We start from the raw sequence: 19931 nt of genomic DNA on the forward strand, positions 1-19931 counted from the left end.
GATCTCGGGACATGACCGCCATCCGGAAGGGACATCCGATGGACCTCAACGGCGCTACGCATCCGACGTTCGCCGCCTTCCAGGACGCGTGGGCGGCACAGCTCGGTGACGGTTTGCCGATGCCGGCTTTCGACCAGGCCACCAAGGCGGACTACCGCGGCCGGGCACGGGTGGCCCGGCTGCGCGACATCACGGTCGTCGACGCGCATGCCGTCTCGGCCCTGCGGACCCTGGAGGATCCGGACGACGTCGAGGACCTGGTGAAGATGTACGTCGTACGGCGTGGAACGTGGACGCTGGGCGGTGCGCCGCTCGCCGCCGGCCACACCGCCGTACCGGCCGGGCAGTTCCTCCTCCATCACATGGTGCGGCCCACGCCGTTCGAGACGGCACCGCAGACGAACGCGAAGATTCTCGTGCTGCCCGCCGCCGTGCTCGCCTCCGAGCTCGGTAACCGGGCCGTCGTCGGACCGGCGGACTCGGCCGAGGTCCGCCTGCTGACTGCGCACACCGGCATGGTCATGGCCACCCTCGCCGGCCTGGGCCCGGCCGGTGCCGAAGCCGCCTACCGCAGTCTGCTGGAGCTGGCGAAAGCCGTTGCGGCGGGCCGGTTCGACGATGCGGAGCCGGTGCTGGCGCCCGCGCTCACGCGGGCCGCGAAGGATCTGGCCGACCAGCGGCTGCGTGATCGCGAGCTGTCGCCGGTGATGCTGGCGCGCGCGCTTCGGGTCTCGCCGCGCACCCTGCAACGAGCGTTCGCCGCGGCCGGGGAGCCCGCGGGCGCCTACATCCGGCGCCGGCGGCTGGAACAGGCACGCCTGGCCCTGGGCGCGCCGGGCCGCCGCGTGAGCGTCACCGAGATCGCCGCCTCCTGGCATTTCGCGGACAGCAGCCACTTCAGCCGGGCCTTCAAGGCCCACTACGGCTTGACGCCCGGGGAGTACGCCCGGTCGGAAGCCCAGGCCCGCCGATCGGGGTGGCGCTGATCACGCAATAGTTCTGGATCGATCGGTGCAGAAGTGTTACGCTGACTTCCGTACCGATCGATCTGGAAATGAAAGGACGAGCGATGTCCAGCGACAACCGCCGTACGCGGGTATTGGTTCACGGAGTTCCCGAGACCACGGCCATCTGGCAGCCGCTGCTGAGCGAACTGGCCGCGCTCGGCGCCGGGAACGTGGTCACGCTGAACCCGCCCGGCTTCGGCGCACCGCTGCCCGCGGGCTTCGAGGCGACCCTCGACGGCTACCGGGACTGGCTGATCGACGAGCTCACGACGTTCGACGCGCCGGTCGACCTGGTGGGCCACGACTTCGGCGGCATTCACGCGGCTTGGGTCATGATGGACCGTCCCGATCTGATCCACAGCTGGGCCAACGACGTGCTCGGGGTCCTGGAGCCGGATTACGAGTGGCACGAGACCGCCCGGATCTGGCAGACCCCCGAGGTCGGCGAGGCCTTCAACAAGGACGTGTTCACCGGCACCGACGCCTACCGGGCCGGCCTGCTGCGCAAGGCCGGCATCCCGTCACCGACGGCCGAACAGGTCGCCCCGGCTCTGAACGCCGACATGGAACGGGCGGTTCTTTCGCTGTACCGTTCGGCCGCCCAGCCGGTCATGGCCGAGCGGGGCCGGGACCTGACCAAGGCGGCCGCCCGGCCCGGGCTGGCCATCATCGGCACAGCCGACCACGCCGTCGGCTCGGTCGAGCAGCGCCGCCGGGCCGCCGGACGCGCCGGCGCCAAGGAGATCCGCGAGATGGCGGGCTCCGATCACTGGTGGATGCTCGAGGACCCGAAGCGAGCCGCCCTCATGCTGACCGCGTTCTGGGCGACCGTCTGACGCCGGGTCCGCTCCTGGAGAAAGGATTCCCGTGCAGACCAACCACAAGCCGGCGTCCTGGGCGGCGGTCGTCTCCGTCGGTGTCGGCACTTTCGCTCTCGTGACGACCGAGTTCCTGCCCATCGGCCTGCTCCCCGAGATCGCCCGCGACCTCGGCATCACCGAGGGCACGGCGGGCCTCATGGTGACCATCCCCGGCGTGGCCGCCGCCGTCGCGGCACCGGCCGTCGTGGCGCTGGCCGGTGGGGTCGACCGGCGCCGGGTGCTCTACGCCCTGCTGCTTCTGCTCGTCGCGTCGAACATCGTGGTCGCCTCCGCGACGCATGTCGTGCCGCTCCTGATCGGACGCGTCCTGCTCGGCATCGCGATCGGCGGCTTCTGGAGCATCGGCGGCTCCCTGGGGCCCCGGCTGCGGGAGGGACCCGACGGCGCCCGGGCCAGCTCCATCATCCTGTCCGGCGTCTCCCTGGGCACCGTCGCCGGGCTCCCGGCCGGGGCGCTGATCGGCTCGCTGCTCGGCTGGCGGCTGGTCTTCGTGGCCTCCGCGGTCCTCGGGCTGCTGGTGGTGGCCGCGATCGTGGCGTTCGTGCCGCCGGTTGCGCCGCAACCGGGCGCCGGCATTCGAGGCGTCCCCATGGTTCTACGGTCCGCAGCGGTGCGGGCCGGTCTGATCGCCGGGGTCTTCGTGTTCGCCGGTCACTTCGCCGCCTACACCTACATCACCCCGTTCCTCAACGACGCCCTCGAGGCCGACGGGGCCACGCTGAGCGCCGTCCTGCTCGCCTTCGGTGGGGCCGGGTTCCTCGGCAACCTGGCCGGCGGCTTCGCGGCCCGGTACGCGGTGCGCCCCACCGCCGCCGCGGCGCCCGCCCTGCTGAGCGCGGCCGTGGCAGTGATGCTGCTCGTGGCGGGCCACGCGATCGGAACCGTGGCCGCCGTGATCGTATGGGGGTTCGCGTTCGGCGCCATCCCGGTCGCCACGCAGACCTATCTGTTCACGGCGGCCCCGGACCGCCTGGAAAGCGTCGCCGCCGCGTTCGTCTCGGTGTCGCAGGCCTCGATCGGCGCGGGCGCCCTGCTCGGCGGGATCATGGTGGACCGCTCCGGGGAACCGAGCGCGCTCGGGCTCGGCGCCGGTGCCGCCCTGATCGGCGCGGCAGTGCTGGCCGGCCTCGGCCGGTCCCGCACCGCCGCGCCCGCCCCCGTCCCGGGCGGCCCGGCCTGACCGCCGGTCAGCTTTCGCCGCGGGCCAGGCGCATCAGGTCGCTGTCCAGATCGACATCGGCCGCGGTGCGCTGGGCCCGGGTCGCGTTACCGCCGAAGGTGTGCTGGTAGCCGGACCAGCCACCGTCGGCGATCTCGCGGCCGACGCCGCTGACGACCAGGGCGGCCAGCTCGCCGGCGGCCCGGTCGACGCGCTTGGACAGGTCGGCCGCACCCCAGTCCTCGGGCGCCGCGAACAGGGCGGTGGGCACCGGCATGGCCCGCAGGAACGCGAACAGCGGCCGCAGGTGGTCGTCGGCCACCATCGCGTGGCGGGCCGAACCCGCCGTCGCGGCGAGCAGGACGGGCTTGGCGATCAGCAGGTCGTTGTCGAGCACGTCGACGAACGACTTGAACAGCCCGCTGATCCCCGCCTTGTAGACCGGGGTGGAGGCGATGACGGCGTCAGCCGCCCCGAGGTGCCCGATCGCCTCCTGCACGGCTGCGGCCGGCAACCCGCTGACCAGCGTACGGGCGACCTCCGCAGCGATCGGTGCCAGCTCGATCACGTGGACCGTGGTGTTGCGCCCGCTGTCGCGCAGCCGGGTGACGACCGCGTGCGCGGCCCGATCGGCGAGCAGGCGCGTGGTGGACGGTTCGCTGGTGCCGGCGCTGATCACGGTGATCTGCGCGGGGGCCTCACCGAAGCTCATGCGGCCCTCGCCGTGTCCAGGTAGGGCAGCGCGCCTGAGGTGTTGTCGCCCTGGTTGGGCCGGGGCCGGGCCTTGCGTGTCTCGCCGTCGCCGTAGGCCGCCGCGATCAGGGAGCCGTGGGTCGGGGCGTCCGGGACGCCGGGCGCGCGCCGGGCCGCCATCTCTTTCCGCAGGACCGGCACGACCTCGGTGGCCAGCAGCTCGACCTGGTCGAGCACGAGTTCGACAGGCATCGAGCCGAGGTCGAGCAGCCACAGTTGCCGCTGGTAGTCGCCGAAGCCTTCCCGGAAGGTCAGCGTCTTGTCGATCACTTCCTGCGGTGAGCCGACCGACAGCGGCGTGCCCTGGGCGAACTCCTCCAGGCGGCTGCCCCGGAACATCGGGTAGTTCTCGAAGTACGGCCGGAACCGGTCGTACGCGTCCTGCGACCTCTGGGCGATGAACGCCTGCCCACCGAGCCCGACGAACGCGTCCTGGGCCCGGCCGTGCCCGTAGTGCTCGAACCGCTGCCGGTAGAAGTCGACCAGCGGCTTGAAGTGGAAGTCGGGGGCCAGGATGTGGTTGGCGAAATAGCCGTTGCCGTAGAAGGCGGCCTGCTCGGCGATCTCGGGCGTGCGGATCGCGCCGTGCCACACGAACGGCGGGACTCCGTCGAGGGGCCGCGGCGTCGCGGTGAACCCCTGCAACGGGGTGCGGAACTTGCCCTCCCAGTCCACGACGTCCTCGCGCCACAGCCGGTGCAGCAGGTTGTAGTTCTCCAGCGCGAGCGGGATGCCCTGGCGGATGTCCTGGCCGAACCAGGGGTAGACCGGCACGGTGTTGCCCCGGCCCAGCATGAGGTCCACCCGGCCCTGGGCGAGGTGCTGCACGAACGCGTAGTCCTCGGCGATCCGTACGGGGTCGTTGGTGGTGACCAGGGTGATCGAGGTGGACAGCAGGATCTGCCGGGTCGCCGCGGCCAGGTAGCCGAGCAGGGCGGGTGGGCTGGACGCCACGAACGGCGGGTTGTGGTGCTCGCCGACGGCGAACACGTCCAGGCCCAGCTCGTCGGCGGCCCGGGCGACCCGGATGGTGTCCTGGATGCGCTGCGCCTCGGAACGGGGGATGCCGGTGGCCGGGTCGGGGGCGATGTCGCCGACGCCGAAGATGCCGAACTGCATGACAAGGGTCCTTTCACTGGTGACGAAGTGAAGAGACCGTGCGGGTGCATGGAGGCCGGAGCGCGCGGTCGTCGCGAGACGGGTCGGAAGTCAGTCGCGGGGGTCCAGGGCGAGATGCCGCCGCAAGGCCTGGGTCGCCTCGTCGAGGTGGCTCAGCTGGTCGTCGGTGAGCGCGTCGGCGAACATTTCCCGCACGGCTTTCAGATGCGGCACGGTGGCCGCGTGGAAGGTCTCCGCGCCCACCTCCGTCATGACCACGTCGATGCCGTGCACGTCGTCGGCGCAGGGGACCCGGCGCAAGAGCCCGCGTTTCTCCATCCGCCCTAGGTGGTGCGACAAGCGGCTGCGTTCCCACTCGATCCGGGCCGCCAAAACCGAGGACCGCAGGGTCTGCCCTTCGGCCTCGCTCAGCGCGAGCAGCACCACGTAGTCACCCGAGGACAACGACGTCTCACTCTGCAAGCGGCCGGCCAGGCGCAGCCGCACCACCTCGGCCGTCTCGACGTAGTTGCGCCAGATCCGCAACTGCTCCCTGGTCGGCAACGCCCTGCGCCTGACCCGTTTCATCACGCCTCCCGGATTGACACGTCAACCCTAACGTACGGATTGACATGTCAACACTGTGACCCGGATCCCACGGGAGCCCGGAACAGCGGTGCTGAGTTGAAGGTTCAACTCAGCGTGGCCCTGGACCTGCACGAGATCGGCACGATCACGGAGGCCTGACCATGACCGGCACCGACCCGACCCAGGACGACCAGGCGAAGCGCAACACCGAGATCGTGCTGACCGCGATGCGCGAGCTGTTCGGGCAGAAGGACCTCACCGCGATCGACCGCTACTGGGCCGAACCGTACGTCCAGCACAGCCCACAGATGCCCAACGGGCTCAGCACCCTGCGCAGCGTCGTGCCCGGCCTGGAAGGCTTCTCCTGGGAGCCGCAACGCACCGCGGCCCAGGGCGACCTGGTCTTCAGGCACAGCATCGTGCACGGCTGGGCCCCGAACCCGGTGGCCATCGTCGACATCTTCCGCCTGGAGAACGGACGAATAGTCGAGCACTGGGACGTCGTCCAGGACATCGTCGCGGCCGACGCGTCCGCCAACGGCAACCCGATGGTGTAGCGGGGCACGTCGACACGTCGCGGTGCCGACGCGAAGATGGGCACCGTGACCGAGCGACGTGACGACGATCCCGGACGGGCCGCGGCATGGCAGGACCTGGTGCTCGCGGCCCACCTCCTCGAGGCCGCGCTGGAACGCCAGTCCCAGCGCGACGGGACCATCTCGCACGGGCACTTCAAGGTGCTGCTCCTGCTCAACGCCGCGGAGGACCGGACCCTGGGGCTGAAGACGCTGGCCGGCACGCTGCGCTTCTCCCCCAGCCGGGTCAGCCACACGCTGACCGTCCTGGAGCGCCAGGGTCTGGTCACCCGCGGACGGGTGCCCGAAGGCCGGCGGGCGTACGAGGCCACCCTGACCCCGTCGGGCCGGCGGCTCGTGGCCCGGGTGCTTCGCGGGCAACGCGAGGAGATCCGCGACGCCATCTTCGACAACCTGGGCCCGTCCGGCACCGCCACCCTCGGCGCGCTGAGCGCCCGCGTCATCAAGGTGCTCGACGAGATGACCGGATAGCGGGCCGGATCGCCGTCAGCTGAACAGCAACTGGCGGGCGGCGCGGTGGATGTCCCGGCCCGCTCAAGGTGTCGCGGACGCCACGAACTCCTGATACGCGGCCACGCCGTCGGGGTCCGGATAAGCGCCGGCCGGAACGGTGGTCGCGCCCAGATACCAGTTGTCCATCTGCCAGTAGTTGACGATCCTGAAGTCACGGGCAGTCAGCCACGTTCGCGAGGCTCTGATCGCCGGTCCGCGGGACGCCCGGACCCCGAGGTCGTCGTCGATACCCCACTCCGCGAGTGCGAGCGGACGCCCCCGCCCGCTGAAAGCGTTGTACCAGCGGGTCATGCGGGGGTCGCTGCCGACGCTGACGGGATTGTCGGGCTCGCTGCCGCGCGTACTGGCCTGCCAGTACAGATCGAACGCGTACGCGTCGGCGTACTGCGGCGGAACGATCCAGTCCCGCACCTCACGGTCGCCGCCGGTACCGTTGTTGGTGACACCGGACGAACCCGGCCGCCACTGGTAGGACATGTGGACCGGCACCACACTGACCGCGGCGTTCACGGCCTTGGCGACCTGATAGGCGCGGATGAAGGCGTTGACGAACTGGGTGCCCGTCATGTCGTCCTCCGGCTCGTGGAAGTACGTGAGCAGGCTGCCCGGCGGCATCGCCAGCGCAATGTTCTGGATCTCGGTGTCACACAGCCCGGCCGCCACGGACACCGGGGCACAGGACGTCTTGAACGAGTACCACAGCGTGGCCCCGAACATGGTGTGACAGTCGATCGCGTCCGCCGGCGGGACCTGTCCGGCGGAGGCGAAAACCCGCCGCACCCCCAGGTCACCGAGATGGGTTCGCTCGTCGAGAAAACCGGCACACGTGTTGCCACTGCCGACCGTGTCGCCGGCCGAGGTGGTGGCGCCGACCGAGAAAGCCGGAAGGGCCGCCCGGGCCACCGGAACCGGGCCGGCTACCGGCGCGACGAGGACGATCAGACCGGCGACCGACAGCCGGTACAGGACTCTTCTCATACGGGCACCGTAGGCAGGCCTATCGGTTGATCTGCATGCGTGAATCAATGAGGCCGCACGGTCACGCGCAATCGGACAACACCACGAGCGCCTTGGGGTCTGTCTCTTAGATCAAGGCCGTCGGGTACGGCGCGGAGCAAGTCGAGTATTTCGACGAAGTCGAGGGAGGCCCGGAAGTGGGCCTGGCGAACAGCGCGTCCGTGCCTAGGTCGGCGTCGGGCCGGGACGGTACGCCGACGACCACCATGCCGGCCGCACGGGCCGAGGCCACCCCCGTACGGGAATCCTCGAACGCCACGGCCCGCACCGGGTCGGCGCCCAGAGCGGCGCACGCCGTCAGGTAGAGGTCGGGCGCCGGCTTCGGGTGTTCGACGTCGGCGGCGGAGAAAATCTCGGCGAACAGGTCGTCGAGCCCGGCCGAGATCAGCACGGCGTCGACGAACGCGCGTGGGCTGTTGCTGGCCACGGCGGTCGCGGGCAGCGTCATGCGGGTGACCCTGTCACGGCCACAGCATCTCGTGGGTCCAGCTCGCCTCCGTACGGGTGTAGCGCAGCCGGGTGTGCTTGCGCTGCTGATCGGCCTGCCAGAACTCGACCTCACCCGCGATGAGGCTGTACAGCGTCCACTGCGGCACGACGAAGCCGGGTTCGCCGGCGATCCGGCGGCCGGCCTGCTCCACGGCGGCGTCGAGCGTCCGGCGGTCGGGCAGGGGCCGGCTCTGGCGACCGATCGACGCCTCGGCCCGCGACCCGAGCGGCCGCGCGAGGAAGTCGGCGGCACTGCGGTCGGCGGGTTCCGGCCGTACGGGTCCCCGCACGCGGATCTGGCGGCCCTGCGCCGGCCAGGAGAAAGTGAGGGCGGCCGCCGGGTGCCGGGCCAGGTCCTGGCCTTTGGGGCTGTCCGCGTGAGCGGCGAACTGCCAGCCGTGCTCGTCGACGTTCTTGAGGATCAGGATGCGCGCGGACGGGTTGCCGTCGGCGCCCACCGTCGACAGGGTCATGGCGTGCGGTTCCCGTACGCCGGCCTCGACCGCCGCGGTGAGCCAGACGGCGAACAGCTCGTGCGGCTGCGACGGCGCCGAGGCCGGGTCGAAGGCGGGCAGGTCCCCGGTGAACACGGGCAGGCTGCGCAGGAAGTCCCTCATGATCGGGCGCAGCGCGGGAGCATCGGTCATGTCGTGACGCTAAACCCGCACCTCGGGGTGCAGGTCAAGCCCGCCCTTGAGCCACTTCGACAGTCACCAGCCGAGGTAGCTGCGGGTCAGGGCGGCGATACGTTCCACCTCGGCGACGCCGTCGGCCTGGTTCGCGTGGCCGTGGGACAGCACCACCACCGAGACGTCGGTGTCCTCGTCGCTGATCCGGCCGATGCTGTTGACGATCCACCGGCCCTGCTCGGCCGAGCGGGACAACCAGCCGTTCTTCAGCGCCACCTGTTCGCCCGAGAAGGAGGCGGCGCTGATCCCCCAGTTCTGGTCGGCGTTGACCGACGACATCAACGACAGGATCAGCTCGCGCGACGCACGGTTGAGCGGGCTCTGCGACGCGGTCAGCGCGCCGATCAGCCGAGTCTGGTCGATCGCGGTGGTGTGGCTGAGCCCGACCTGCCGGGCCGGGTCGGTGGCTCGCAACCCCAGACGCTCACCGGCCTGCCGCAGCCCGGTCGCGCCGCCGAGGTCGTCGTAGACCCGGGCCGCGGCGTCGTTGTCACTGGCGACGATCATCTTGCGGACGCGGGCCCGTTCGTCCGCGGTGAGTTCCCGCCCCTCGTCCTGCGCCCGCAGCAGCAACGCTGCCAGCAGCTCGGCCTTCACGATGCTGGCCGTCTCGAACCGCCGGTCCCCGCGGTAGTCGTAGCTGCGCCCGGAACGGCGGTCCACCACCGCGACCGAGAAGTCCGGCGCGCTCTCCGCGTACTTACCGAGCGCACCGGTCAGCCGTTCGACGCGTTCCGCCCAGGAACCGGTCGCCTTCGACCGGTCGACCAGGTCACCGCGCTGCGGCCCGGGGAAGACGAGGGCTTTGCCCCGGGGAACGTCGGGTCCGAGTGACGCGAGATCGCCCTTTCCCACCCGCCCGATCCGCGCGGGCCGGGGAAGCGCCTCGCCGGTCCGGCCCCGCATCGCGCCGGCCATGAAGGCCCGCCAGATCCGGTACGGCATGCCCTCCCCGTTGACCGCTTGGCCGCCCTTCTCCCGGATCGGGCCGGGCAGCTCGCGGCCGACCCAGACGACCGCGGCCAGGCCCGTGGCCCACCCGGCGGTCCAGGCGTCGGACGAGTCGCCGGTGTTGCCCCATTGCTGGGAACCGGTCTTCGCCGCGGCCGGTACGCCGGGCACCCGGCCGTGGTGATCGACCACCTCGGACAGCACGGCGCCGACGTCGGCCGCCACCGCGCTGGAGAGCACCTGACGCGTCTGCTTCTCGTACTCGTAGATCTTGACGCCGTCGCCCCGGGCCACCGAGCGGACGAAGTGCCTTTCCGCCCGCTGCCCGCCCGCCGCCAGCGTGGCGTACATGCTGGCCAGGTCGGCCGGGGTGACCGGGTAACGGCCGAGGGCGATGTCCGAGCGGGTACGGCCGGGCTCCGGCTCACCCTTGACGTCGACCAGTGTCTCCTGGTCGCCGTAGCGGCGGGGCACGCCGAGCCGGTGGGCCAGGTCGCGTACGGAGTCCGGCCCGATCTGCTCGGTCAGCGCGTAGAAGGGGGTGTTCAGCGAGTACACCATCGCGATGTTCAGCGGGCACACCGGGCACTGCAGGTTCTTCTGGTTGTAGAGCGGTGCGCCGTCGCGATCGGAGAACAGCCGCGGTGAGCTGCCGTTGTAGAGCGACTGGTAGCCGATGTCGCGCTCCTCGGCCGCGGCCAGCACGACCGGCTTGAAGGTCGAGGCGGGCGGACGGGCGGCGAGCGCGTCGTCGTAGTACCCGCGGCCCCGGTCGCCGCCGTAGTAGGCACGAACCCCGCCGTCCTCGGGACCGACCGCCACCAGGGCGCTGCGCAGTTCCTTCGGTTGCCCGCGCAGGGCGGTCGCGATGCCGCTGGTGGCCGCCTTCTGGACACCGGCGTCGATCGTGGTCGTCACCTGGAGCCCACCGGTGCGGAGCTGCTGCCGGCTGATGCCCGCGGCCACGAGCTCGTCCTCGACCCGGTCGACGATCAGCCCGGCCGGTCCCTCGACGGCGCTCGCCGTCACCGATTCCGGGGCCACTTTCGGGTACGGCGCCCGATCGGCCTCCCCTTCGGGCAGCCAGCCCTGCTCGGACATGGCGCGCAGCACCCACACCCAGCGTTCCCGGGCCCACTTCGGGTCGGCGGCAGGATCGCCGCGGGTCGGATCCTTGACCAGTGCCGCGAGCACGGCGGCCCGGTACCCGTCGAGCCGGCCCACCCCCGTACCGAAGTAGGCGCGGGAGGCCGCTTCGATGCCGTACGCGCCTCGTCCGAAGTAGATCGTGTTGAGATAGCGCTCGAGGATCTCGTCCTTGCTGTACCGCTGCTCGACCTTGAGCGCGAGCGCGGCTTCCCGGCTCTTGCGACTGACGGTCCGTTCCTGGGTCAGATAGGCGTTACGCACGTACTGCTGGGTGATCGTGGACGCACCCTGCCCGGAGTCGGTGACGACGTTCGCCCACAGCGCCCGCACCACTCCGCGCACCGACATGCCGAAGTGGTCGTAGAAGCCGCGGTCCTCGGCGGCCAGGAAGGCCTGCCGCACCACCGGCGGAATCTGGTCGAGCGTCACATCGGTGCGATCGGTCAGGCCGACCCGGGCCAGCACGGTCCGGCCGTCGCGGTAGTAGAGCACCGAGGCCTGCGGCGGCGCCGGGTCCGGCGGCAGGTCGACGCTCGCGACGTAGACGACGGCCACCGAGACCAGCGCCAACTCCACCGCGACGACCGCGGCGGCCGTCCAGCGGCACCAGCGGGGCCACCGCCGGAACCAGTCGACCGGCCTCTTCCACGCGGGTCTGCCCTCGGACGAAGCCACGCACACGGTCCCTTTCGCAGCGGCGAGGACGCCGGCCGGCGCCATAGACCAAGACGGATGCGACAGCGATTTCGTGCACCCTGGCCTATGTGGTTCTTTTCACCGCCAATCTGTGCAACCCTCCGTTTCTACGACACCGCCGGCTGAGGCCCTGGTCGTCATCGCCGTCAGCAGAGGGCGGACGGGTTCCGCGACGCCCTCCGGCAGAACACGAGCCCGCCCGCCCTGATCGAGCTGTCGGTCTGCGCTCCTTCAGCTGAAGAAGGCGCGCAGATCCGCGGCGAGCAGGTCGGGCACTTCGAGGGCCGCGAAGTGCCCGCCGCGGTCGAACTCGGACCAGTGCGCGATTCCCTTGTTGTCGCGCTCGGCGAGCGGCCGGATGGTCTGGAAGTCGTCCTTGAAGACGGCGACACCGAGCCGGCCGTGGCTGACCACGGTCTCCCGGGGCGGGTGCTGCTCGGCGTAGTGGTAGCGGACCGCGCCGGCCGAGGTGTTGGTGAGCCAGTACAGCGAGACCTGTGCCAGCACCTGCTCGGGCGTGACCAGGCTGGTGCCGTTGCCGAAGTTCTCGAACAACTCGTTGTACGCGAGCTGGCCGACCGGGGAGTCCGACAGCGCGGCCGCGATCGTCTGCGGCCGGGTGCCGTTCATCGCGTTGTAGCCGCCGACCGACTGGAACCAGCCGGCGAACTCCAGGGCGGCGTACTCCTTGGGCCCGAACGCCTCGAACTCCGCCGGGTCACCGGACGGGAAGGAGAACAGCTGGAGCACGTGTGCGCCCAGGAAACCGGCAGGGTCGAGCACCGCGAGCTCCCGACCGACCATCGCGCCGCCGTCGCTGCCGTGCGCGCCGTACGAGTCGTAGCCCAGCCGGCGCATCAGGGTGTCGTACGCGCGGGCGACCCGGTCCATCGTCCAGCCGCTGCCGACGACCGGAACGCTGAAGGCGAACCCCGGCATCGACGGGATGACGAGGTGGAAGTCGTCGGTGAGCAGCGGCACCAGGTCGAGGAACTCGGTGAACGAACCCGGGTAGGTGTGCAGGAGCAGCAGCGGCGGCGCGTCCGCGCGGGCCGAGCGGACGTGGACGAAGTGGAGGGTCTGGCCGTCGACCCCGGTGGTGAAGTTCGGCACCGCGTTGATCCGGGCCTCCTCGGCGCGCCAGTCGAACTGCTGCCAGCGCCTGACCATGTCGGTCAGGTAGGAGACCGGCGTCCCGTACGCCCAGTCGTCGCCCGGGGCCGAGCGGGGATAACGGGTCCGGGCCAGCCGGGCTCGCAGGTCCTCGAGAGCGGACTCGGGGATCCCGACATGAAGCGGACGGATGTCTACGGTCGGAGTGGTCACGAAACAGCTCCCTCGTACGGTCGACGACAGATGCGATGATTTCCGCGTACGAGGGTTCATGCGGCGTGGTGTGTCCGATCGCAGCACAGGAGGCCGAGCATCGCCGTCACCGTGGTAGGGCTCGACGCGGCACCGGGCGGCAACGTGCGTTTCGCCACCGGCGCGCTGGTCGAGCTGGGCAACGTGCTGCACGCGGTGCTGACCCCGGAACACCACAGCCAAGCCGCGCAATGGGCCGCCAAGCCCGCTGTGGCCGAGCTGCTTCCGGCGCTGACGCGGTGGGCGTTCGTGGTCCGGGCCATCCGCGCGCGCATGTTCGTCGACGTCTCGATCGCCGGCCACACCAGCTGGGACTCCTGCTTGGAGGCAGTCCAGCGCCTGGACGCGACGGCGATGCGTGATGCGTTGCTCCGTCCGCTGGGCGGGACGGCAGGCGCGCAACGGTATCGCGACCGGGACAGCCTCGACGCCGGCACGGTCGCCGGTGTCCTGGCCGATCCGCGGGCGGCCCGTGAGCAGTTCGTGGCCTTGCTGCAGACCTGCTGGGAGCGATTCTTCGGGGCGTGGTGGGGGCAGCACGGCACGGTCCTGGCCGGCGAGGTGCTGCACCGGCGTCAGTTGCTGCAGCGCCAGGGGCTGGCCGCGGCGCTGCAGGACCTGCCCGGCATCGGCTACGCCGGCGACGGCACGGTGGTGCTGGACAAGATCCGCGGCAAACGGCTTTCCGCAGCCGAGCGGCCGGGGCTGGTGCTGATCCCCTCGTCGGCGGTCGCACCCCATCTGTATCTGGCCGACGAGCCGGCGCTGCCGATCACGGTCATCTACCCTCCCGTGGGCTCGGCGCCGCTCACCGCGGGCGTTCTGCACCGGCGCCTGCAGGCGCTGGCCCATCCCGAGCGCCTGCAGGTGGCGCGGGCCATCACCACGGAGGCCCGCTCCGCATCCGAGATCAGCCGGCTGTGGCATCTGCAGCGCAGCCGGGTGGCCCGCCATCTGCGCACCCTGCACGAGGCCGGGCTGGCCCACTGCCACCGCAGCGGCCGCTCGGTGCTCTACCGCCTCGACATGACCGCCGTCAACGCCCTCGGCACCGATCTTTCCCAGGTCCTGCTGCGCTGACCCGCCCGGGCCGGCCGCACAACGCCACCTTCATTGTTATCAAGCCGAGCCGGTTCAAGGCGTGTCCGACCCGGTTCAAACACCGCAGTTGCTCGCAAATACCCGCTGAAATCCGACATTTTTTAGCCCGTACGGAGGGGAAGGCGCCAACTGGCCGACGACACACAACCTCGGCCCGGTTTCCGCAGTTGCCCCCGGCATGTCCAAGCTCACGAAGTTTCTCCGCAGTGCGGTGATGGCGGGCCTCGCCGTCTCCGCGATGTCCCTGTCCGTGGCCGGCGGCTCCGCTTCGGCCGCGCCGGCCGCTCCCGCCGCCCCGCCCACGGTCGTCAACGCTCCGATGCTGAGCCCCGCGGCCAAGCTGGCGATGCGGCGCGACCGCAACGCCGTCTGCGTCAACGCGCACGTGCAGAACGTCGGCTGGCAGGGCTGGCGCTGCTCCAGCAACCGCCGTGCCGCTGTGGTGGGCACCGTCGGCCGCTCGCTGCGCCTGGAGGCCCTGGCCGTCTCCACCCGCCGCGCCGGTGGCGTCTGCGCTCAGGCCCACGTGCAGGATCAGGGCTGGCAGCGCACCAGGTGCACGGGTCCGCGGGGCAACATGGCCATCGGCACCCAGGGCCGGTCCCTGCGCCTGGAGGCCCTGCGGCTCAGCACCCGCCCCGGCGTCTGCGCCCAGGCCCACGTGGCCACCATCGGCTGGCAGAAGCTGCAGTGCACCGGCCGCAACGGACAGCTCGAGGTCGGCACCGTCGGCCGGTCGCTGAGCATCGAAGCTCTCCGCTTCCTCGCCTGACCTGCCGGCCCCTCAAGCCCGCGGATGCTTCGGCATCCGCGGGCTTTCGCCGTGGCGCCTCCGCGGCCGGCCGAGCGGGTCACGGCGGCCGACTGTCATGTGTTCGTCACGTGGTCGCGGCAGCCGTGCGACATCCCGCCGCCAGCCTGGAACGCCAGCGAGGTGAGGAGGCACAGATGTTTCCGTACTGGCCGTACTCGGAAAGCTGTCCCCGGCGCGCACATCCGCCGGGTCCTGGCGGCGACGACTTGACGGTGGACGATGCGCTCGCCCGGCGCGTGGCGATGGCGCTCCTGCGTGCTCCCTTGGTCGCCAGCGGGCACCTGGTCGTCGACGTCCAGAACGGCGTGGCCGTCCTCGCCGGCTCCTTGGAGACGCAGGAGGCCTGCGACGCCGCGGCGGAGCAAGCAATGGCCACCCCGGGCGTACGCGACGTGCTCAACCAGCTCACCGTCTCGCCCTCCCCGGCCCGCAAGCGCCGGTAGTGCGGCGGACGGCGGGCCCGCTAGCGGTGCTCGTCGACGATGGCGGCGGCGACGGCTTGCAGCTGGTCGGTGCTCGGCTCGAAAGCGTCGGCGATGTCGGGGTGCAGTCCTTCCTTCGTTTCCTCCAGCAGCTCCAGAGCCACCTCGGGGACGCTTTCGCCGTGGTAGTGATCGTCGACGGTCTGCGTGGCGTGCTGCAGGGCCGAGGTGAGCTGCTGCTCCAGGGGCTTCTGCAGCTTCTGGCCGACCGGGCCGAGAGTGTCGGCGTCGAGCGTGACACGCGGATTGATCATCATGTTCTCCAAGGCAGGATCTGCGGCAGCGCAGTGATGCCCACAGACTCCCCATCGCAATCTTCGACGCGCGAGGCAGTCAGCGGGTCGTGGCGTCACGGCCAGAGGAAGTCGGCCATTGCTGTGGTGACGTGGAGTTCGTGGTTGGTGCGGCCGACCAGGCGGGGCGCCGCGTGGGGACCGGGGACGGTGTGGCCGGCGCCATGGGCGGTGAAGAGGCGTACGGGGGGCTTGCCGTCCTGGCGGTGGTCGGTGCGGGTCAGCGAGCCGGACAGGTCGACCGAGGTCGGGGGCGTGGTGATGCCGTTGCGGGCGGCGAAGTAGGCGGCAGTCTCGGGCGCGCTGAGCATCTCCCCGCTGACCTTGAAGGCCAGCCGGGCCCACGCGGCCATTTCGCCGCCCCGGTAGGGGATGATCCGGTCGGCGGTGCCGTGCACGATCAGAACCGGTTTCGGCACAACCGGCAGTCCGGGGTCCAGGAAGTTCGACGGGGCAGGCTGCTGCGCCGCGATGATCGCGGCGCCGGCGAGCAGATCGGGGCGCTCGTGCAGCAGGCGCACCACCAGGCCGCCACCGTTGGAATAGCCGGCCGCGTAGACCTCACGGCCGTACGCGTGTCGTTTGATCACCGCTTCGGCGAACGCCACGTCGTCCACACCGGCCCGCCGGGCCGGGAAGCGGCTGCCGAGGCGGGCGTCGTTCCAGTTCCCGCGGTAGCCGTCCAGGTAGGCGACGGCCGTGCCGGGTACGGCGTCGAACGCGTGGCCGGTGAAGGAGCGGAACTTGGCGCCGTTCTGGGTGGAGCCGTGGAAGACGAGGAGCAGGCGGTCGTGTCCGCCGGCCGGCTCGAGCAACGTGTAACTGCGGGTACGTCCCGCCGCATCGATCTGCACAGTGCGCCCTTCGCCGTACGGATAATCTATCCGTTTCAGCGTAGCAGTATCCGGATGACGTATCCGGTTATCCTGGTCACCGTGACCCGCAGAGACGCCGCCCGCAACTGGCAGCACATCGTCGACACCGGCCGCACCTTCCTCGACGAGGGTCGTCCGCTGCGGCTCAACGAGGTCGCCCGCGAGGCCGCGATCGGGGTGGCCACGGTCTACCGCCACTTCCCGACCGCCGAGGCCTTGCTGGAAACCCTGGCCCGGCCCGGCCTCGAAAAGCTGGTCAGGGAAGCCGAGGCCGCCCTGCGGGGCGACGATGCCTGGGCGGCGTTCGCGGGTTTCCTGGTGGCCGGCATCGACGCACAGCTGGCCGACCCGGCACTGCAGCCGATCTTCGCCGCGACCACCCACGAGCTGCCCGAGACGGCCGAGCTGGTGGCACGCCTGGACGCGCTGACCGGCGAACTGCTGGCGTGGGCGCACACGGCGGGCCGCATCCGGCCGCACGTGCAGCGAGCCGACGTGGTGCGGCTGATGTGCGGCGTGGTGTTCGCGGCCACGGTGCACGCGGCACCCGGCGAACGCCCCGGCCTGACCCGCCGCTACCTCGATGTCGTACTCGAAGGCCTGGCCGTCCGCGCGTGACGGTGAGCCCGGCCACCGGCTCGATCGCGGTGCCCCGGACAGCCATTGTCCGGGGCACCGCGATCGAGGCGGCCGGGAGGAACCCGAGGCAAGCTCGCGGGTCAGGACCGGATCCACCGCTGGTTGCTGCCGCCGTTGCAGGCCCACAGGGCGACGGCCGTGCCGTTGGCGGTTCCCTGCCCGGTGACGTCCAGGCACAGACCCGACTGCAGGCCGGTGATGGTGCCGTCGGCGTTGATCCGCCATTGCTGGCCGGCGCCGCCGTTGCAGGTGGTGATCTGGACGCGGGCGCCCGCCGTCGGGTTGGGGGCGTTCAGGCACTTGGAGCCGTACACGGTCAGCTGGTTGCTCGAGGTCGACGTCCACCTCTGGTTGGCGCCACCGTTGCAGTCCCAGATCTGCACGACCGACCCGTCGGCCTGGCTCTGCCCGTTGACGTCCAGGCACCGGTTGGAGCCGGCGCCGCGGATCTCACCGGTCGGGGCGGGCCCGGCCAGCGGCGTGATCGACAGGTTGTCGAACTGCGCCGTCACCCCCTGCCCGGTGGCGTAGCCGACCTGACCGGCGACCCAGGCCGCATCGGTGACGCTGCCGAGGGTGACACCGTCGAGCGCGGCGGTCAGGGTCGAGCCGTTGACCGTGAGCGCCAGTTTGTGCCAGCGACCGGTGCCCAGGGCCGCGGTCGTGCCGCCGGCCAGGGTCCGCTGGGCGCCCGCGGTGCTGTTGCTGCGGATCGACCAGGACCCGTTGTCGGCGACGCGCAGGTAGTAGGCGTTGAGGTTCTGCGGGCCGTCGTGGTTGTAGTTGCCGGCCCGGCCGATCAGCTGGGCGTAGCCGCTCTTCTCCAGCAGGACGTCGGACGAGACCGTGTAGTTGCGCCAGTTGACGTCACCGAGCAGGGTGAACGGCTCGGCGTGACCGGTCGTCCAGAAGATCGGCGCCTGCTCCGACATCTGGCGGATGCACTGACCGGCCCGCCCCGCCGCGCACGGGGTCACCTCGAACGAGCCCTGGTGGTCGGCCAGGTACTTCGCCTCGCGGCCGGTGGCGTACGCGTCGAAGTCGTCGCTGTAGGGCAAGGCCAGCCCACCCTGGGCCGGGCTGGTCGCGGTGCCCTTGCCCTGCCCGGTCGTGGTGGTGAGGCTGTAGACGTGGCCGGGCTGCACGGTCAGCGCGAACGTGCCGTTGGCCGGGGTGAGGTCGGCGCGCCGCACGAAGTGGTCGGCCGGGTTGTTCGACCGCAGGTCCGTCGACCACACGTGCACCGTGCCGGTGGACAGTCCCCCGGTCACCGTGAACTGCAGATCCTGGGCCGCTGAGGCGTCGATCGTCTCGATGATGGTGCTGTAGTCGCGGTTGTTCGGCGACTTCAGCGAGACGAAGCTGCCGTTGCCGCGATTGCCGCCGAGGTAGCCGCTGGAGCTGTCCAGATACCGCCAGCCGGGCGCGGTGAACTGGGTGGTCTGCGCCATCGTCCAGGTGCTGCGGCCGATCGAGTAGTAGCCGGACCAGGGTTGCGGCGCCACCGCCACGCCCGTGGTCGCCCACGGCACGTTCGGGGTCACGGCGGCGATGACCGGCCAGTTCAGGTACGCGGTCATCTTCCCGTCGACGTAATCGCGGTTGATGCCGCGGGCGAGGGCGGGCGCGCCGCCGTTGTAGTCGTCGGAGCCGTTCTCGCTGGCCCACAGCGTCTTGCCGGAGTTGATCGCGGTGGCCGAGCTCGGGCACGAGGTCTGCGCGCTGCGATAGCCGCAGACGTAGTGGCTGCCGTACACCGAGATCGCGGCGCCGAATGCGGGGTCGCGCAGCGCGTCGTCGGCCGAGCCCCAGCCGAAGTCGTCGGACGCGACGATCTGCACGCTCGCGTAGCCGCGGGAGTTGAGCGCCGACCGCAGGTTCTTGTACCAGGTGAGGTCGCGGCCCCGCTCGTTCCAGCCACCGAGGTAGTCGATGGTCAGGCCGTGCGAGGTGGCGCAGCCGAGCCAGGAGATCAGATAGTCGATCGAGTCGTTCGACCAGAAGTTGCCGTTCCCGATCCACCCGGGGGCGCCCCAGGACAGCCCGACCAGCTTGATGTTCGGGTTGCGGGCCTTGGCCTGCTCCATCATCCACCACTCGTACCCGCGGTCGCAGTTCACCGCGCCCCGGGTGTGCTGGTGGCTCGGCTCCGCTCCGGAGGTCGAGTTCGTGTCCCCGCCGATCTCCACCTTCATGATCTGCATGGCCGCGCCGTAACCCGGCTTGAACAGGTAGTCGAGGATCTCGCCGCGCTCCGGTTCGGGGTAGTCGATCAGCAGGCGGCTGTTGCCCCCGCCGCCGCTGATCGCGCCCACCCCGTCGAACACCCGCCCGCCGGACGACCCGTTGATCGTGATCGCCGTCGCGGCCTGCGCCGGCTGCGGGGACACGGTCAGGACGGCCGCCACCGTCAGCAGGAACGCGAGCGCGCCGGCCCGGACGCGCGAGTGCCGAGGCCGGCGGACCGACCGGCCCGCCCGTTCCGGTCGCCTCATTCTGATCTTGCCGGTCATGGTCACTACCGCCTCCCGATACTTTCTCGACGTCCCGGGGATCGGTGCACGGAACTCACGGCCGTCCGTCCGCCAGGCCGGTGGAGAATTGTTAAGTTAGCGATAACGAGGTAACACGGCAATGACGTTCATCGATCAATATTCGATGCCTCCGCAGTCTTCCGCGGATCAGAAAGCGGGTAGTAATGCCGGTAAAGTTCGGTTTTGGCGCCCTCGCTCCTGCCGATCCGTGTATCGTCCCGGGTCGCGTAACAGTTCCCGGC

20 protein-coding genes are annotated in these 19931 nt (G+C 70.9%); 9 read left to right on the forward strand and 11 right to left on the reverse strand.

Annotated elements, in window-relative coordinates; translation table 11 throughout:
- The first annotated feature begins 11 nt into the window (after positions 1 to 11).
- The 3 genes from BKA14_RS43205 to BKA14_RS16745 all read left to right on the forward strand — a co-directional run bounded on the left by BKA14_RS43205 (position 12) and on the right by BKA14_RS16745 (position 3068).
- Complete coding sequence (locus BKA14_RS43205) at positions 12 to 986, forward strand: helix-turn-helix domain-containing protein (protein WP_203722854.1); 975 nt, start codon at positions 12 to 14, stop codon at positions 984 to 986.
- An 83-nt stretch (positions 987 to 1069) separates the two neighbouring features.
- Positions 1070 to 1843, forward strand: a complete 774-nt coding sequence (locus tag BKA14_RS16740; RefSeq protein ID WP_184951866.1) for an alpha/beta fold hydrolase — start codon at positions 1070 to 1072, stop codon at positions 1841 to 1843.
- A gap of 31 nt (positions 1844 to 1874) precedes the next feature.
- On the forward strand, positions 1875 to 3068 hold the full coding sequence (locus BKA14_RS16745) for an MFS transporter (protein WP_203722856.1): 1194 nt from the start codon (positions 1875 to 1877) through the stop codon (positions 3066 to 3068).
- Positions 3069 to 3075: 7 nt separating this feature from the next.
- Here BKA14_RS16745 and BKA14_RS16750 read toward each other — a convergent pair whose 3' ends face one another.
- The 3 genes from BKA14_RS16750 to BKA14_RS16760 form a co-directional block, all read right to left on the reverse strand.
- Complete coding sequence (locus BKA14_RS16750; RefSeq protein WP_184951867.1) at positions 3076 to 3759, reverse strand: CE1759 family FMN reductase; 684 nt, start codon at positions 3757 to 3759, stop codon at positions 3076 to 3078.
- On the reverse strand, positions 3756 to 4919 hold the full coding sequence (locus BKA14_RS16755) for a CE1758 family FMN-dependent luciferase-like monooxygenase (RefSeq protein WP_184951868.1): 1164 nt from the start codon (positions 4917 to 4919) through the stop codon (positions 3756 to 3758). The genes BKA14_RS16750 and BKA14_RS16755 overlap by 4 nt, the downstream gene beginning before the upstream one ends.
- 90 nt (positions 4920 to 5009) lie before the next feature.
- Positions 5010 to 5486 carry a MarR family winged helix-turn-helix transcriptional regulator gene (locus BKA14_RS16760; protein ID WP_184951869.1) on the reverse strand — a complete coding sequence of 159 codons (477 nt, stop codon included), beginning with the start codon at positions 5484 to 5486 and terminating at the stop codon, positions 5010 to 5012.
- 161 nt (positions 5487 to 5647) lie between these two features.
- Between BKA14_RS16760 and BKA14_RS16765 the strand changes: the two genes are divergently transcribed.
- A complete protein-coding gene (locus BKA14_RS16765; RefSeq protein WP_184951870.1) occupies positions 5648 to 6043 on the forward strand; it encodes a nuclear transport factor 2 family protein in 396 nt (131 codons plus the stop codon).
- Between the two features lie 45 nt (positions 6044 to 6088).
- The gene (locus BKA14_RS16770) at positions 6089 to 6553 is read left to right on the forward strand and encodes a MarR family winged helix-turn-helix transcriptional regulator (protein WP_184951871.1); all 465 of its coding nucleotides are present in this window, start codon (positions 6089 to 6091) and stop codon (positions 6551 to 6553) included.
- Between the two features lie 63 nt (positions 6554 to 6616).
- Here the strand turns inward: BKA14_RS16770 and BKA14_RS16775 are convergent, their stop codons facing one another.
- The 5 genes from BKA14_RS16775 to BKA14_RS16795 all read right to left on the reverse strand — a co-directional run bounded on the left by BKA14_RS16775 (position 6617) and on the right by BKA14_RS16795 (position 12912).
- Positions 6617 to 7573, reverse strand: coding sequence for a hypothetical protein (locus BKA14_RS16775; protein WP_184951872.1), 957 nt, complete (start codon positions 7571 to 7573; stop codon positions 6617 to 6619).
- 106 nt (positions 7574 to 7679) lie between these two features.
- The gene (locus BKA14_RS16780) at positions 7680 to 8060 is read right to left on the reverse strand and encodes an HAD family hydrolase (RefSeq protein WP_184951873.1); all 381 of its coding nucleotides are present in this window, start codon (positions 8058 to 8060) and stop codon (positions 7680 to 7682) included.
- A gap of 13 nt (positions 8061 to 8073) precedes the next feature.
- The gene (locus BKA14_RS16785) at positions 8074 to 8748 is read right to left on the reverse strand and encodes a pyridoxine/pyridoxamine 5'-phosphate oxidase (RefSeq protein WP_184951874.1); all 675 of its coding nucleotides are present in this window, start codon (positions 8746 to 8748) and stop codon (positions 8074 to 8076) included.
- A gap of 63 nt (positions 8749 to 8811) precedes the next feature.
- On the reverse strand, positions 8812 to 11565 hold the full coding sequence (locus BKA14_RS16790; protein WP_239093610.1) for a transglycosylase domain-containing protein: 2754 nt from the start codon (positions 11563 to 11565) through the stop codon (positions 8812 to 8814).
- A 252-nt stretch (positions 11566 to 11817) separates the two neighbouring features.
- Positions 11818 to 12912 carry an epoxide hydrolase family protein gene (locus BKA14_RS16795; protein ID WP_239093612.1) on the reverse strand — a complete coding sequence of 365 codons (1095 nt, stop codon included), beginning with the start codon at positions 12910 to 12912 and terminating at the stop codon, positions 11818 to 11820.
- Between the two features lie 111 nt (positions 12913 to 13023).
- Here BKA14_RS16795 and BKA14_RS16800 point away from each other — a divergent pair, with 111 nt between their 5' ends.
- From BKA14_RS16800 to BKA14_RS16810, 3 genes are all read left to right on the forward strand, one after another.
- Positions 13024 to 14031: an ArsR/SmtB family transcription factor gene (locus BKA14_RS16800; RefSeq protein WP_184951877.1), complete on the forward strand. Its 1008-nt coding sequence runs from the start codon at positions 13024 to 13026 to the stop codon at positions 14029 to 14031.
- Between the two features lie 199 nt (positions 14032 to 14230).
- Positions 14231 to 14824: a hypothetical protein gene (locus BKA14_RS16805; protein ID WP_184951878.1), complete on the forward strand. Its 594-nt coding sequence runs from the start codon at positions 14231 to 14233 to the stop codon at positions 14822 to 14824.
- A gap of 254 nt (positions 14825 to 15078) precedes the next feature.
- A complete protein-coding gene (locus BKA14_RS16810; RefSeq protein WP_184951879.1) occupies positions 15079 to 15309 on the forward strand; it encodes a BON domain-containing protein in 231 nt (76 codons plus the stop codon).
- Positions 15310 to 15329: 20 nt separating this feature from the next.
- On the opposite strand, the gene BKA14_RS16815 is transcribed toward BKA14_RS16810, so the two are convergent.
- Both BKA14_RS16815 and BKA14_RS16820 read right to left on the reverse strand, forming a co-directional pair.
- Positions 15330 to 15605, reverse strand: a complete 276-nt coding sequence (locus BKA14_RS16815) for a hypothetical protein (RefSeq protein ID WP_438861888.1) — start codon at positions 15603 to 15605, stop codon at positions 15330 to 15332.
- A 92-nt stretch (positions 15606 to 15697) separates the two neighbouring features.
- Positions 15698 to 16495: a CE1 family esterase gene (locus tag BKA14_RS16820; RefSeq protein ID WP_184951880.1), complete on the reverse strand. Its 798-nt coding sequence runs from the start codon at positions 16493 to 16495 to the stop codon at positions 15698 to 15700.
- Between the two features lie 81 nt (positions 16496 to 16576).
- Between BKA14_RS16820 and BKA14_RS16825 the strand changes: the two genes are divergently transcribed.
- Positions 16577 to 17134, forward strand: coding sequence for a TetR/AcrR family transcriptional regulator (locus tag BKA14_RS16825; RefSeq protein WP_203722858.1), 558 nt, complete (start codon positions 16577 to 16579; stop codon positions 17132 to 17134).
- A 101-nt stretch (positions 17135 to 17235) separates the two neighbouring features.
- On the opposite strand, the gene BKA14_RS16830 is transcribed toward BKA14_RS16825, so the two are convergent.
- On the reverse strand, positions 17236 to 19650 hold the full coding sequence (locus BKA14_RS16830; RefSeq protein WP_184951882.1) for a ricin-type beta-trefoil lectin domain protein: 2415 nt from the start codon (positions 19648 to 19650) through the stop codon (positions 17236 to 17238).
- Positions 19651 to 19931: the final 281 nt, after the last annotated feature.

The sequence above is a fragment of the Paractinoplanes abujensis genome, from assembly GCF_014204895.1.
GTDB classification, from domain to species: domain Bacteria; phylum Actinomycetota; class Actinomycetes; order Mycobacteriales; family Micromonosporaceae; genus Actinoplanes; species Actinoplanes abujensis.

What these genes read in the sequence shown, in the direction of transcription:
- BKA14_RS43205 (WP_203722854.1), top strand. Translation starts at nt 12, where the DNA reads ATGACCGCCATCCGGAAGGGACATCCGATGGACCTCAACGGCGCTACG.
- BKA14_RS16740 (WP_184951866.1), top strand. Translation starts at nt 1,070, where the DNA reads ATGTCCAGCGACAACCGCCGTACGCGGGTATTGGTTCACGGAGTTCCC.
- BKA14_RS16750 (WP_184951867.1), bottom strand. Translation starts at nt 3,759, where the DNA reads ATGAGCTTCGGTGAGGCCCCCGCGCAGATCACCGTGATCAGCGCCGGC.
- BKA14_RS16755 (WP_184951868.1), bottom strand. Translation starts at nt 4,919, where the DNA reads ATGCAGTTCGGCATCTTCGGCGTCGGCGACATCGCCCCCGACCCGGCC.
- BKA14_RS16760 (WP_184951869.1), bottom strand. Translation starts at nt 5,486, where the DNA reads ATGAAACGGGTCAGGCGCAGGGCGTTGCCGACCAGGGAGCAGTTGCGG.
- BKA14_RS16765 (WP_184951870.1), top strand. Translation starts at nt 5,648, where the DNA reads ATGACCGGCACCGACCCGACCCAGGACGACCAGGCGAAGCGCAACACC.
- BKA14_RS16775 (WP_184951872.1), bottom strand. Translation starts at nt 7,573, where the DNA reads ATGAGAAGAGTCCTGTACCGGCTGTCGGTCGCCGGTCTGATCGTCCTC.
- BKA14_RS16780 (WP_184951873.1), bottom strand. Translation starts at nt 8,060, where the DNA reads ATGACGCTGCCCGCGACCGCCGTGGCCAGCAACAGCCCACGCGCGTTC.
- BKA14_RS16785 (WP_184951874.1), bottom strand. Translation starts at nt 8,748, where the DNA reads ATGACCGATGCTCCCGCGCTGCGCCCGATCATGAGGGACTTCCTGCGC.
- BKA14_RS16805 (WP_184951878.1), top strand. Translation starts at nt 14,231, where the DNA reads ATGTCCAAGCTCACGAAGTTTCTCCGCAGTGCGGTGATGGCGGGCCTC.
- BKA14_RS16815 (WP_438861888.1), bottom strand. Translation starts at nt 15,605, where the DNA reads ATGATGATCAATCCGCGTGTCACGCTCGACGCCGACACTCTCGGCCCG.
- BKA14_RS16830 (WP_184951882.1), bottom strand. Translation starts at nt 19,650, where the DNA reads ATGAGGCGACCGGAACGGGCGGGCCGGTCGGTCCGCCGGCCTCGGCAC.